This is a genomic window from Streptomyces sp. NBC_01515 (assembly GCF_045040345.1).
Classification (GTDB): domain Bacteria; phylum Actinomycetota; class Actinomycetes; order Streptomycetales; family Streptomycetaceae; genus Streptomyces.
The window spans coordinates 9562226-9575593 of record NZ_CP109416.1; the positions used below are offsets into that span (position 1 = coordinate 9562226).

Here is a 13368-nt window from a genome sequence, read left to right on the forward strand (position 1 = left end):
CTCATTCCTTGCTCGATCCGGCGAGCATCCCGGACACCAGCGTGCGCTGCGAGAAGAGGAAGAGCACCAGCACGGGCAGGATGGCGATGACGATGGCCAGGGCGAGTTCCGGGATGGTGATGTTCAGGCCGGCGCCGGCGACCGGATTGAACGACGGTGTGGAGGTGAGGAGTTGGTTCAGTCCCACCTGGACGGGGAACTGCTCGCTGTTCGGCAGGACGAGGTAGGGCAGGAAGAAGTTGTTCCAGTTGCCCACGAAGCTGAAGAACGCGACCAGTCCGACCACCGGCTTGGCGAGCGGGAGCGCGATGCGCGCGAAGAGCTGCCACTCGGTGCAGCCGTCGATGCGCGCGGCGGACAGCAGGTCCTTGGGGAGGCTGCTCCCGAAGTAGATGTAGACCAGGTACACGCCGAACGGATAGAAGGAGAACGGGAGTATCAACGACCAGACGGTGCCGATGAGATGGAAGCGGTTGAGTTCCAGGAAGATCGGCAGCACCAGGGTGGCCTGCGGCATGATCATGGTGACCAGGGTGATCACGAGGAGTGTCTTGCGTCCCCGGAACTTCGTCAGCGCCAGCGCGTAGCCGGCCGGGACGCTGACGGCCAGCGTCAGGACGAGTGAACCGCCCGAGTAGATGGCCGAGTTGAGCAGCCACCTCGTCATGGCGCCATCCTGGAAGGCGAACAAGTGCCGCCAGGCCGTGCCTATTTGATGGAACGAGCCGAAGGACAGCGGGTTGTCCCGCACCACTTCGCCGGCGGTCTTCGACGGTGCCAGCAGCAGCCAGATCACCGGCAGGACGAAGAACACCAGGAGGAAGGCCAGGAGGAGTCCAACGACCAGGAAGGGGAGGCTCTTTGACGGGCGGACGCGTCGCCTCATGGCCGTCAGGGAGAGAGTCGTCTGTGTCATTTCTCGTCCAACGTGAACAGGTTCGAGCGGGCGACCAGGAGACCGGCGGCCAGGAGGCCCACGGCGAGGAGGACGACGGAGATGGCGGCGGCGCCGTTGAAGTCGCCCTGCTGGAAGGCGTAGACGTACGCCAGTTGGTTGGGTGACCAGGTGGGACTCACCCTGCCGAGGCTGGCGGTCTGGAGGAGTTGGGGCTCCACGAACAGCTGGGTGCCCGTCGCGAAGGCCATGATCGCCATGTAGACGATCCACTGCCGGATCATCGGGATCTGGATGTGCCAGGCGGTGCGCCACGGTCCCGCGCCGTCCATGCGGGCCGCTTCCAGCACCTCGTCGGGGATGTTGTTCAACGCCCCGTACATCACGACCATCCAACCGCCTGCACCGGTCCAAAAGGCGATCAGCATGAGGATCAGCGGCAGGTTGCCGGGCGCCAGGACGGCGGCGAACGTCTTGAACCCCAGGGCGGTCAACAGCCGTGACACCGGGCTGACATCGGGGTCCAGCATGAACAGCCAGACCAGCACGCTCGCCACTCCGGCGAGGGCGCCGGGGATGTAGTAGAGGAAGCGGAAGAGCGCCGAGGTGCCCGGCCGCACGCGGCTGCGCAGGATCACGGCGGTCAGCACGACCAGGACGACGAGCGTCACCAGCCACAGGACCAGATAGATCAGCATGTGGGTGAAGGCCGGGGCGAAGCGGTAGTCCTGGACGACCTTCGTGAACTGGTTGAGCCCGGTGAACTGGCCCCGGTCGTTGGTGAGCGACAGGTAGAACGCGTACCCGGTGGGGAAGACGCCGAACGCGAGCAGCAGCAGCGCGTAGCCCGCGACGAAGAAGTAGCCCGCGCGACCGCGGCCCGTGCGCCGCGGCGTGGCGCGGCGCACGGGGGAGACGGTGACGCGCTCGGTCTCCAGCAGGGTCACTGACCGACCACCTTGTAGCCCTGGGTCTTTGCCTCGCCGGCGATTTCCTTCTGCCAGGCCGGCAGCGTCTCGGTCAGGCTCTTTCCGGCGGTCAGCGCCGGGAGTACGACGCTGGACCAGGCGGTGGAGTCCGAGAACCTGGTGTTCGACCAGCCGGTCCACACCTCGTTCGCGGCCTGCTCGAACGGCCCGCTCACGTCATTGGCGAAGTAGTCCTTGTTCACCGGGTTCGCCAGCCATGCCTTCGCGGCCTGGGTGTACGCCGGGTAGGTGGGCGCGGTCGCCTGATTCGCGTCGGAGGTGGTCAGCCAAGTCACCAGATCCGAGGACGCCTTGAGGTTGGCGCTGTGCGAGGACACCATCCACACACCGCCGCCGACGTTGCCCGTGGCAGCCGTGCTCTCTCCCTTCCAGGTCAGCGGAGGTGCCGCGGCGATCTGCTTGGCCGGAGTCTTGAAACCGGCCTTGAACAGGTACTGGCCGTACCACGAAGGGCCGTATGCCATAAGGACTTTGGAGCCGCTGTTCTTGGCGAAGCCCTGGCTGAAGAAGCCCTGGGTGGCGACGGCCTTGGCGCTGATCAGGTGGTCCAGCAGGGTCGCCATCCGGGTGCACTTCGGGTCCTGGAGGTCGGTGCGCAGGGTGTCCGGCTTCGTCAGGCTGAACGCGGGGCACTGGCCCGACCAGAAGTACGACTCGTGGGAGTTGGTGTCGCCGACCGAGCCGACGAGGTAGCCGGGGTGCTCCTTGGCGACCTTCGTGCCGAGCGCCTCGTAGTCCTCCCATGTGGTGGGGACCTGGTAACCCCACTTGTCCATAAGGGACTTGTTGTACCAGAGGACGACCTGCGCGATGTCGTTGCGCATGCAGTAGGTGTGGCCGTCGAACTGACAGGGCGTCAGGGAGCCCTTGGCGAAGCCGTCCAGGGTGCTCTGCGGTACGAGCTTCTCGTCCAGGGGCGCGGCGAACGGCCGCGCGCCGGGCTTGGTGGCCTGCGACGCCCAGGTCACGTCGGTCGGCGTGCCGAACACCACGTCCGGCCAGCCGCTGCCGGTGCGGTCGAACAGCTGCACCTTCGACTGGAGGTACGTCGATCCGTCGGCGCCGCCGTCGTACGTGACGATCTTCATCTTCACGTCCGGGTGAGACTTCTGGTACGCCTGCACCGACGGCAGCCGGGTCGAGTCGGCCCACACCGTGATCTGTGAATTCGCCTTCTGCGCAACCGGCTTGAACGCCGACTGCTTGGAGGCGGAAGGGGTGGTGGTGTCGGCGCTGGCGCAGCCGGCCAGGGCGGCGGCGGTGGCCAGGGACAGCGTGACGGCCGCCGCGCGGAGCAGCGAGTGTCGCCGGCCTGTTCTCGGAGATCGGGAAGACTCCATCGTCTTGCCTTGCCTTTCTGTTCTTGCGCCGCTCAGCGCGGTTGCTCGACGAACGGCAGGAGTTGGCTGCCGTAGCCGAAATCGAGGGGGAGGGCTATGCCGGGCCCCGTGGGGGCGTGCACCAGGCCCTGGTCGTCCACATGGCGCTCTCGGACGACGTTCACCGAGGTCACCAGGGACTCGTAGTAGGTGGTGTTGGAGATGGCCATGCACAGGTGGTGGTTGGGGATGTCCGAACCGTGCACCTCGGCGCGCAGCCGGTAGGCGTCGGCGAGATGCGCGGTGCGCATGGCGCCGGTGATGCCGCCCCGGAGGGTGGTGCCGGCCCGGACACCGAAGGTGGCGGCACCGGCCCGGATGAAGTCCGCCGCGTTCATGTGCGCGCCGTCGGACGTCTCGGCCACCAGCAGCGGTACGCCCACGACCTCGGCCAGCCTCTGGTACGCGGAGATGCTGAACTCCCGCATCGGCTCCTCGTACCAGAGGTAGTCGGCCTCGGAGAGCGCCCGCCCCAGCCGGATCGCGTCGGGCAGGTCGAACCCCGCCGAACCGTCGTACATCAGCGGGACGTCGGGACCGACGTGCTCGCGCAGGGCCAGGCACAGTTCCGCGTCACGGCGGGCGTCGCCCCACGCGTGCAGCTTGATGCCCCGGTAGCCCAGCTCCAGGCACTGGTCGGCCACGTCGAGGAACTCCGCGATGCCGGCGAACGTCGAGGTGGAGGCGTAGGCGGGGATGGCGTCCCGGAAACCGCCGAGCAGGCGCCAGACCGGTTCGCCGTGGTAGCGGCCGGCCAGGTCCCACAGGGCGATGTCGATCAACCCCAGGGTGGGGAGCGGGAGTTCGTGGATACGGTCCAGCTCCCACACCCGGTGCCACAGCCACTCCCGCTGGAACGGGTCGGCTCCGACCAGTTCCGCGCGGAAGACCCGGTCCACCAGGTCCCGCAGCATGGAGTGGGCGCCGGGACGGGCGAACACCGCCACGCCCTCGGCTCCCTCGTCGGTCCCGATGTGCAGGACCGCGCCGTCGCCCACCGGAGCGCTGCCGCTCAGCCCGTCGCGCCAGTGGAAGGGCGGACTGGCTGCCGGAACGTCGATCCGGTGCACTTCGACATGGGTGATCTTCATCCTGGCTTTCGTCTTCTGTAGGGAGAAAGGTTTCGGCTCCGACGCGGAGTATCCGGACGCGGAGTATCCGGAATCGGAGTACTCCGCATCGGAGTGCTCAGAAGCCGCCGTACGCCTGGAGCGCGTAGACGCTGCCGCCGTTGCCGCTGGAACCGGTGACGGTCAGGCGCAGGAAGCGTGCGGTGACGGGGGTGCCGGCGAAGGCGTAGTCGGTCCGCGCGGTGGTGCTCTCGGCTGTGTGGTCCTCGAACGTCGACCAGTTCTGGCCGTCGGTGGAGTACTCCAGGCGGTACTTGTAGCCGCTGGGCAACTCGAACGTGGTGACCACGGTGGAGACGGCGGTGTCCTTGCCGAGGTCGACCTGGAGCCAGGACGGGTCGGGCAGGCCCAGGCCCTGCGCCCAGCGGGTCGACAGATCGCCGTCGACCGCCTTCGCCGGGGCGTAGCCGTCCGACTGGGAGGACGCGGTCGCCGTCCTGTTCAGGGCCAGGTCGTTGTCGGCCGGGGTGGTGACGACTGCTGCCTTGCTGGGGGCGGAGGCGTTCAGCGCCTCGTCGCGTGCCACGACGGTGAAGGAGTACGAGGTGTCGGCGGTGAGGCCGGAGACCCGCAGGGTCGTTGCGTCGGTGACAGCGATCCGCTTGCCGTCCTGGTACACGACGTAGCTGGTGACGCCGGTGTCGTCGGTGGCCGCGATCCAGCTGACATCGACCAGGCTGGGCAGCAGCGGCTTGACCGTGGGCTGTCCGGGGGCAGTTGGGGCCGTGTGGTCCGTGACGGTCCTCGGAGTGCCGTAGACCTGGAAGTCGTAGATGCTGCCGCCGTTCCAGCTGGAGCCGGTGACGGTCAGCCGTACGAAACGGCCCGCGACCGGGGTGTCGGTGTGGGCGTAGTCGGTCGCCGCCGTGGTGTTCGCGGCGGTGCGGTCCGCGAGGGTCTTCCAGTGGACCTCGTCGGGGGAGACCTCGATGCGGTACTTGTAGCCGCTCGCCTTCTCGAAGGTGGTGATCGCGCCGTTCACGTCGTACGACGCCCCGAGGTCGACCTGGATCCAGGACGGGTCGGGTAGGCCCAGGCCCTGGGCCCAGCGAGTGGAGAGGTCTCCGTCGACCGCCTTCTCCGGGGTGTTGGCCTCCGAGTACGACGAGGCGGTGATCGGCTTCTTGAGGGCGAGGTCGGAGCCGGACGGCATGGTGACCTTGACCGCCTGGCTGGGCTGGGACTCGTTGCCGGCGGCGTCACGGGCGGTGACCTTGAAGGCGTACGTCTTTCCGGCGGTCAGGCCTGGGAGGCGTACCGAGGTCTTGCCGGTGGCGCTGACCAGCTTGCCGTCGCGGTAGACGGAGTAGCCCGTGACCGCGGTGTCGTCGGTGGACGCGGGCCAGGTGAGGTCCGCGATCGTCGGGAAGTCGGTGACCGCGCTCGGAGTGCCGGGCCTGCTGGGCGGCTGGTGGTCGGGGACGGCGGGGTCCGGGTCGAGGTGGCGGTAACTCGCTTGCAGGCCCGCGTTGTTGACGATGGAAGCGGGCAACTGGGCGCAGGAGTCCACCGTGGTGTTGCCGGTGATGGTGCTGCCCGTGCTGTTGGCCTGGGTGGAGTAGGCGGGCTGGGTGGTGAAGTTGCCGGTGGCGTCGATGTCCATGCCGTGGTTGAGGAACAGCCACTGGTAGGCGACGTCGCACAGGGCGTTGCGGGTGTTCGTCCAGTACCGGCTGCCCTCGTCGTGGTAGATCGCGCCGTAGGCGGGTGGCGGTGTGCCGTGGATGTAGTTGCCGGACACCACGCCGCCGGGGTTGGAGCTCAGCGTGTAGATGGCACCGCCGTCGGCCTGCGACTTCATGATGTCGTGGATCTCGTTGTCCGTGACCTGGGTGTCGCGGCTGGTCGTGGGGGTGTCCCAGATCGGAACGCCCAGATTCCCGGGGTAGTTGGTGTCGCCGCCCTGGTCGGTGAGGCCCCAGCCCCAGCCGACGGATATGCCGGTGTAGGGCAGGTCGTAGACCTTGTTGTGGGTGATGGTGGTGTGGTCGGTGTAGCCGGCCAGGATGCCGACGGAGCCGTTGTACTGGTCGGCGACCTTGGTGACCACGTTGTTGGCGACCCTGGTGTCCTTGGTGATGTCCCGGGGGTCGTCGGGATGGGCGTCGATCACCTCGACCCCGCCGATCTGGATGCCGGTGGCGGCGATCTGGCGGAAGACGTTGCCCGTGATGTCGGTGCCCTGCGTACCGGTGTTCAAGTTCAGCCCGACCGCGCCGAGATGGGTGAAGGTGTTGCCCTCGAAGCCGATGCCGTGGCCGTAGTCGACGTTGACGGCACCCGGTGTCTTCTGCCACTTCAGGCGGGTCGCGTCGAAGGTCGGGTCGTTGCCGACCATCCGGAAACCGGCCTGGCCCTCGATGAGGCCTTCGGAGGAACTGGGCGCGAGCCAGGTGGAGTTGGAGAAGGTGATGCCGCGGAACGACACGTCGCTCACCGGGGCGGTCCTGGTGCCGTCGAGGTCCACCAGGTCCTGCACCAGCGGCACGGTGACGTTCGCGGTGGACAGGTTCTGGCCGGACTCGGGCATGTAGTAGATCTCGCCCGCGCCCTTGTCCAGGTACCACTCACCGGGGGTGTCCAGCAGTTCGCGGGCGTTCTCCAGCCAGGTCGGGTTCTGGATCTCCTGGCCCTGCTGGAGATGGGCGTTGTGCCAACAGGGCTGCCGCATCGTCATCTTGTTGTCGGCGATCGACTGCACGGGGCAGCGCATCAGCTTCCAGCCCCAGGAGCTGACGACCTCCAGATCCGAGGGACGCTTGTACGCGTTGAGGGCTGAGTCGGTGAAGGCGTAGCCGGTGGACGTCTGGCTGAACCCGGCGGGGTTCTTGCCGCTGCGCGCCCGGGTCTCCAACTCGCCGTCCACATACAGCTGTCGGGTGTCGATGTCACCCACTTTGGCCTTGTAGACCTTCCCCGCCGAGTCGGCCGGGGTCCAGCCGGTGACCTGCTTGCCCCCGCTGATCACCGGGTGCGCGCCGGGCGCGGCCTCGTAGAAGATCCGGTGTCCGTCGCGGCCGGAGTCCCGGGCGGTCAGGGCGAACGTACGGCTGAGTTGGTAGGTGCCGGACATGAGCCGGACATGGATGTCGCCCTTGGCCTTCTGCTTGACGTCGCGCACGTAGTCCCGCGCGTGGTCGAGGGTCTTGAAGGGGTGTGCGGCGGTGCCGGAGCCCACGTCCCGGCCGGTCGGGGAGACATAGACATCGAGGTCCGGCGACCTGGGAGCCGCGTGGGCCGGCACGGCGTTCAGCAGGGCGGCCACAACGGCTGCCGAACAGACGGCCGTGAAACTTCTTCGCAGTGGCACGAAGGCGCCCCTGCGCGCAGACGGATGAGACACACCTATCCAATCGCCTGAGGGAGGTTGATCCCTGCAAGTCCCGGTCGTCCACCGGGACTTCAGGGCGTCGGGCGACCCGATCGCCGTGCTGCGGCACATGCGGGGCCGGCCGGATCTACGGGGCTGCCGCGTCCGCGGACGGCGGTGGAGCCCCGGTGCTGCCACTTATTGAGAGGGCCCCGGAGGTCCCTCGGGGGCCGCTTGGGCGTCGGTACTGAACAGCCGGCCGCGGATCTTGTTCTCGAACTGGCTCTGGGTGGTGCCGATGTGCTCCACCATCAGCCGCTCGGCGAGATCGGCCGCCCCCGCGGCGACCGCCTCCGCTATGGCCACATGCTGGTGTGCGGCGACTTCCAGCGATCCGGGCACGTCACCGTGGAAGAGCAGCACGTCGGACTGGGACGCCAGGCGGCGCACGCCGGCGACGCTCGCCCGCAGGAACACGTTGTGCGAGGCGGCGCCCACCGAGTCGTGGAAGGCCGCGTCCGCCTTGGCGAAGGTGTCCACGTCGTTCATCGTGGCCGCCGTCAGGGAACTCTCCGCGCTCTCCCGGATGGCCCGGACCTCGATCGGGGTCGCGTGGGAGGCGGCACGGCGTGCTGTCTCCGACTCGATCACCTTGCGGTAGTCCAGGAGCATGCGGACGTCTTCCATGCTGGTCGGCCGGAAGTGCGAGAGTTCGTCGTCCAGCAGTCCGCCCACGGAGGCGGCGACGAAGATGCCGGCGCCGCGCCGCACGGTGAGCCGGCCGATGGCGGCCAGCACCTTCACGGCCTCGCGGGTGACGTTGCGGGACGCTCCCAGGATCTGGGCCAGACCCTGCTCCGTGGGGAGACGGTCGCCGGGTCGCAGGTTCTGCTGGGCGATGTACTCCAGCAGTTGCTCCGCGACCAGTTCGTACCCCGGACGGTAGGCCGGTGTTGAGTCACCCAAGGCGAGCCCCTCTTGCGTCACGAATGAATCAGGTTCATTTTCCGGGGCCAATATGGCACTGCCGTTGCGAGTTGGGAAGAGATCGGACGGATCTCGGTATGCAGCCCTGCAAAGATGCCGACAGAGGCTGATGAACTACGCATATCGTCCGAGGTGTTGCGCGAAATGGATCCCATCCTTAGGGTCCTGCCTGCCAGATGAAGCAGATCCTTCCCTATGCGGCGCGGGCCGTGGAAGCGGGAATCCCGTGAGGGCACGCGCACTCGGCCGTACGAGCGTCCAGGTCGGCACGCTGGGATTCGGCGCCGCCCCCATCGGCAATCTCCACAGCCCGATCGGCGACCTCCAGGCGCGGGCCACCCTCGATGCCGCCTGGGACGCGGGGGTGCGCTACTACGACACCGCCCCGCACTACGGCCTCGGACTGTCCGAACGGCGGCTCGGCGACGCCCTCGCGCACCGCCCGCGGACGGGGTTCACCGTCTCCACCAAGGTCGGCCGGCTGCTGGAACCCCACCCGGCACCCACCGGATCCGACCTGACGGCAGGCGGTTTCGCCGTACCCGACACGCTGGTCCGCCGCCCCGACTACTCACGGGACGGCGTGCTGCGAAGCCTCGAAGGCAGCCTGGAACGCCTGCGGTTGGACCATGTGGACATCGTCTACGTCCATGATCCCGACGATCACCTGGACGCTGCCCTTGCCCATGCGCTGCCGGCGTTGACCGCGCTGCGCGACCAGGGTGTCATCGGCGCCGTCGGTGTCGGCGCGAACACGGTCGCCCCGCTGCTGCGCGTGGTCACGGAGGCGGAGGTCGACGCCGTGATGGTGGCCGGGCGGTGGACTCTCCTCGACCGTACCGCCCGCCCCTTGCTGGACGCGTGCGCCGGGCGTGGGGTCTCGGTGGTGGCCGCCGCCCCGTTCAACTCCGGTCTGCTCAGCCGTCCTTACCCCCCGAGTGACGCCACCTTCGACTACGGCCCCGCCTCGGAATCGGCACTGCGTCGTGCCCGGCTTCTCGCCGAGGTGGCAGGTCGACACGGCACCGAACTCCCGCACGCCGCCCTGCTGTTCCCGCTGCGCGACCCCGGGGTGGCCTGCGTGGTCGCGGGTTTCCGCAGCCCGGAGGAGGTCGAGTCCGCTGCCCGCTGGACCGCCACCGAACTGACCGAGGAAGCGTGGCTGGACCTCGACACGGCAGCCGCGCGGGCGGCGGAAGTCCCGCCCGCGTAACGTCAGTGAGTTGCGTATTGCTGCAAGAATCTTGCAGTGGCTTGCGTATTTAATTCTTTACTTCGTCGGAATCTAGCGGGGTCGATGGGGTCTCTGTACGGTCGGGGCGCCGGTCTCCCCCCACTCCGTGAAGGAGCCTCACATGCCGACGATCCTCAGACCCCGGCGACTGGCGGTGGCTGCCGTCGCCGCGGTCGGTGCGCTGTGCGTGTCCGCCTTACCGGCCGCCGCCACACAGCAGGCGCCGCCGAGCAAGGCCGTGGCGAGCGCGGCGGTGGGTGCGACGACGCCGTTCTCGGTCTATGAGGCCGAGGGGGGAACTCCCGGCGGCGGCGCGGCAGTTCGGTCGCTGACCTCGGCGCCGACGACGCAGTACTCCAGCGCGGTCCTGGAGGCGTCCGGCCATTCCTATGTCCACCTGGGCGACACGGGTCAGTCGGTGCAGTGGACGAACACCACCGGGCAGCCGATCTCCTTCCTCAACGTCCGGGCCAGCATTCCGGATTCGGCCTCCGGCGGTGGTCTCACCGGCACGCTGAACCTGTACGTCAACGGCGTGTTCCGGCAGGCGCTGAACCTCAACTCCCGGCAGACCTGGGTGTACGAGGGCAACGGCAACTACAACACCAGCGACGACCAGAACCCGGCCGACGGCGACCCGAGGGTCTTCTGGGACGAGTCGCACACCTTCGTCACCGGGGCCCCGATCCCGGCGGGTGCCACGTTCTCGCTGCGGAAGGACGCCGACAACAGCGCGTCCTTCTACGACGTGGACTCCGTCGACGTGGAGAACCCGCCGGCCCCGCGGACACAGCCCGCGAACTCGATCTCGATCACGAGCTGCGGCGCGGTGGCGGACAACACCCCGACCAACGGCGCGGCCGACAGCCAGGCCGTGGACAGCCGGGCCGCCATCCAGAGCTGCGTCGACCAGGCCGAGCAACAGGGAAAGATCCTCTGGATCCCGCAGGGCACCTTCTACGTGAAGGGCACCGCGGGACTGGACGCACAGGGGATCACCATCGCGGGCGCGGGCCTCTGGTACAGCACGGTCTACCGTGACGTACCCGTCCCCAACTCCACTCCGCTGGCAGCCCTGTTCGACCTGACGTCCTGCACGGTGCGCGACTTCCACATCGACGCCGACGCCGTCAGCCGGAGCACCATCGGCGGGGACGGCGGCGCGATGGACACCACCGGCACCGACTGGGTGGCCGACGGCATCTGGACCCAGCACACCATGTCCGGCTTCTGGGCCTCCGGCACCGGCGGGACGGTGAAGAACAGCAGGCTGACGTCGATCTGGGCCGACGGGATCAACGTCAACAACGTGTCCCTTGGCGCGGACACCGGGAACGACCTGACGGTCACGAACAACTTCGTGCGCGGCACCGGGGACGACGCGATCGCCATCAACTCGGTTGCCTACAACGCCAACAGCGACGGTTCCCAGACCCACTACAACCCGATGACCGATGTCACCGTCAGCGGCAACACCTCGATCGCACCCTGGGGCGGCAAGGGCATCGGGATCTACGGCGGCAGCGGCCACCAGGTCGAGGACAACTACATCAGCGACACGGCCCGTTACATCGGCCTGGGCGCCGGCCGCTTCGGCGTCAACGGCAGCGACCTGCTGTCCGCGACCGTGACCGGCAACACCGTGGTCCGCTCCGGCGGCAACGCCTACAGCCAGGGCCAGCCCGCCCTGCACATCGGCAACGGCGGCGACGGACAGAACACCGGGACCGTCGACAGGGTCACGGTGACCGGCAACACCGTCACCGACTCCCTCTACGACGGCATCGCCTTCTCCACCTCGACCAACACCCTGCTCCAGGACAACACGGTCAACGCCCCCGGCCGCAACGGCATCGCGATCTCGCCGCCGTTCTACCCCGCGCCCACCGGCTCCGCGACGATAACCGGCAACACCGTCACGGGACTTGCCGCCGGCACCTCGGCCTTCGTCAACAACTCCACCGGATTCGTCGCCACGTCGAGCGACAACCACTGGCCGCCCACCGCCCCCGAGGGTCCCTACGGCGGCACCCCGGCCGCCGTGCCCGGCACGGTCCAGGCGGAGGACTACGACACCGGCGGCCAGGGGGTCGCCTACAGCGTCAACTCCGTCAACGGCAACGCCAACTCCTACCGCGCCGACGGCGTCGACCTGGACAACGCCTCGGACACCGGCGGCGGTTACAACCTCGGCTGGACCGACGCGGGACAGTGGTTCCGCTACACCGTGGACGTCGCCACGGCCGGGACCTACACCCTCGACCTCCGTGTCGCGGCCCCGTCCGCGGTGCCCGGCGCGCTGCACCTGTCGGACGCCTCCGGCACGAACCTCACCGGAGCCGTCGACCTGCCCGCCACCGGCGACTGGCAGACCTGGGGCACCGCGACCACGCACGTGACCCTGCCCGCGGGCCGACAGGTTCTGGCCCTCGACCAGGACAGCGGCGGCTGGAACATCAACTCCCTTACGTTTACGGCGAGTAGCGGCTCGCCGTCGGCCGTCCTGACCGCGTCCCCGGGATCACTGACCTTCGCCGACCAGACGGTGAACTCGACCAGCGCCGCGCAGACCGTCACCGTCACCAACTCCGGTAACGGCACTGCCGCGTTGACCGGGGTCACCGCCGGAGGTGACTTCGCCCAGACCAACACGTGCGGCAACTCCCTTGCCGCCGGGGCGAGTTGCGCGGTCTCCGTCACCTTCACCCCCACCGCCTCCGGCACCCGAACCGGCACCCTCACCCTGGCCGGAAACCAGTCCAACAGCCCCACCGCGGTGGGCCTTTCGGGCACCGGCACCGACACCGCCGGGACGAATCTCGCCGCCGGCAAGCCCACCGGCGAGTCCAGCCACACCGACGTGTACCCGTCGTCGAACGTGACGGACGGCAACCAGAACTCCTACTGGGAGAGCGCCAACAACGCGTTCCCGCAGTGGGTCCAGGTCGACCTCGGCTTGGCCCGGAGCGCCTCCCGCGTGGTCCTGCGGCTGCCCGCCTCCTGGGGTGCCCGCACCCAGACCCTGGCCCTCGGCGGCAGCACCGACGGCACCTCCTTCACCACCCTGAAGTCCCCGGCCGCCCACACCTTCGACCCGGGCACCAAGAACACCGTGACGCTCACCTTCCCCGCGGCCACCGACCGCTACTTCCGCGTCACCGTCACCGCCAACACCGGCTGGCCCGCGGGCCAGTTGTCCGAATTCCAGGTCTGGAACGCCTGACCCCGCCCTCCTCCTGACCCACCCTCCCCACGGTGCCGCCGGACATCCCGTCCGGCGGCACCTTCGCGTGTACGGGCACCTGAGATCTTGCGGGATCCAAATTTGTTTGTTGCAAAGCTCTGTCGAGATATTGCGTGATCATGTCAACGATATTACGGTCCCCCATGCATCGTCACCAACCACCCGTCTCCCCTCCCTCTCCGGCGGCACCAGCGCGACAG

8 protein-coding genes are annotated in these 13368 nt (G+C 68.4%); 2 read left to right on the forward strand and 6 right to left on the reverse strand.

The features are described 5' to 3' along the window. Position 1: 1 nt before the first annotated feature. The 6 genes from OG407_RS42670 to OG407_RS42695 form a co-directional block, all read right to left on the reverse strand. Entirely contained in the window at positions 2 to 916 is a 915-nt protein-coding gene (locus OG407_RS42670) for a carbohydrate ABC transporter permease (RefSeq protein WP_405865811.1), read from the reverse strand. Beyond that, the gene (locus OG407_RS42675; protein WP_405865813.1) at positions 913 to 1842 is read right to left on the reverse strand and encodes a carbohydrate ABC transporter permease; all 930 of its coding nucleotides are present in this window, start codon (positions 1840 to 1842) and stop codon (positions 913 to 915) included. Before OG407_RS42675 ends, OG407_RS42670 begins: the two co-directional genes overlap by 4 nt. Beyond that, positions 1839 to 3224, reverse strand: a complete 1386-nt coding sequence (locus tag OG407_RS42680; RefSeq protein ID WP_405865815.1) for an ABC transporter substrate-binding protein — start codon at positions 3222 to 3224, stop codon at positions 1839 to 1841. Before OG407_RS42680 ends, OG407_RS42675 begins: the two co-directional genes overlap by 4 nt. 32 nt (positions 3225 to 3256) lie before the next feature. Next, complete coding sequence (locus tag OG407_RS42685; RefSeq protein ID WP_405865817.1) at positions 3257 to 4354, reverse strand: enolase C-terminal domain-like protein; 1098 nt, start codon at positions 4352 to 4354, stop codon at positions 3257 to 3259. 97 nt (positions 4355 to 4451) lie between these two features. Continuing rightward, positions 4452 to 7658, reverse strand: coding sequence for a discoidin domain-containing protein (locus OG407_RS42690; protein ID WP_405868896.1), 3207 nt, complete (start codon positions 7656 to 7658; stop codon positions 4452 to 4454). A gap of 243 nt (positions 7659 to 7901) precedes the next feature. Next, a complete protein-coding gene (locus OG407_RS42695; protein ID WP_405865819.1) occupies positions 7902 to 8669 on the reverse strand; it encodes a FadR/GntR family transcriptional regulator in 768 nt (255 codons plus the stop codon). 247 nt (positions 8670 to 8916) lie between these two features. On the opposite strand from OG407_RS42695, the gene OG407_RS42700 reads away from it, so the two are divergent. Further along, a complete protein-coding gene (locus OG407_RS42700) occupies positions 8917 to 9903 on the forward strand; it encodes an aldo/keto reductase (protein ID WP_405865821.1) in 987 nt (328 codons plus the stop codon). Between the two features lie 142 nt (positions 9904 to 10045). After that, positions 10046 to 13147 (forward strand): carbohydrate-binding protein, encoded by a 3102-nt coding sequence (locus tag OG407_RS42705; protein ID WP_405865823.1) that lies wholly within the window; start codon positions 10046 to 10048, stop codon positions 13145 to 13147. Positions 13148 to 13368 lie beyond the last annotated feature (221 nt).

Bases quoted from the DNA above. Each gene is read 5' to 3' on its own strand.
- OG407_RS42680 (WP_405865815.1), bottom strand. From the start codon at position 3,224: ATGGAGTCTTCCCGATCTCCGAGAACAGGCCGGCGACACTCGCTGCTC.
- OG407_RS42685 (WP_405865817.1), bottom strand. From the start codon at position 4,354: ATGAAGATCACCCATGTCGAAGTGCACCGGATCGACGTTCCGGCAGCC.
- OG407_RS42705 (WP_405865823.1), top strand. From the start codon at position 10,046: ATGCCGACGATCCTCAGACCCCGGCGACTGGCGGTGGCTGCCGTCGCC.
- OG407_RS42670 (WP_405865811.1), bottom strand. From the start codon at position 916: ATGACACAGACGACTCTCTCCCTGACGGCCATGAGGCGACGCGTCCGC.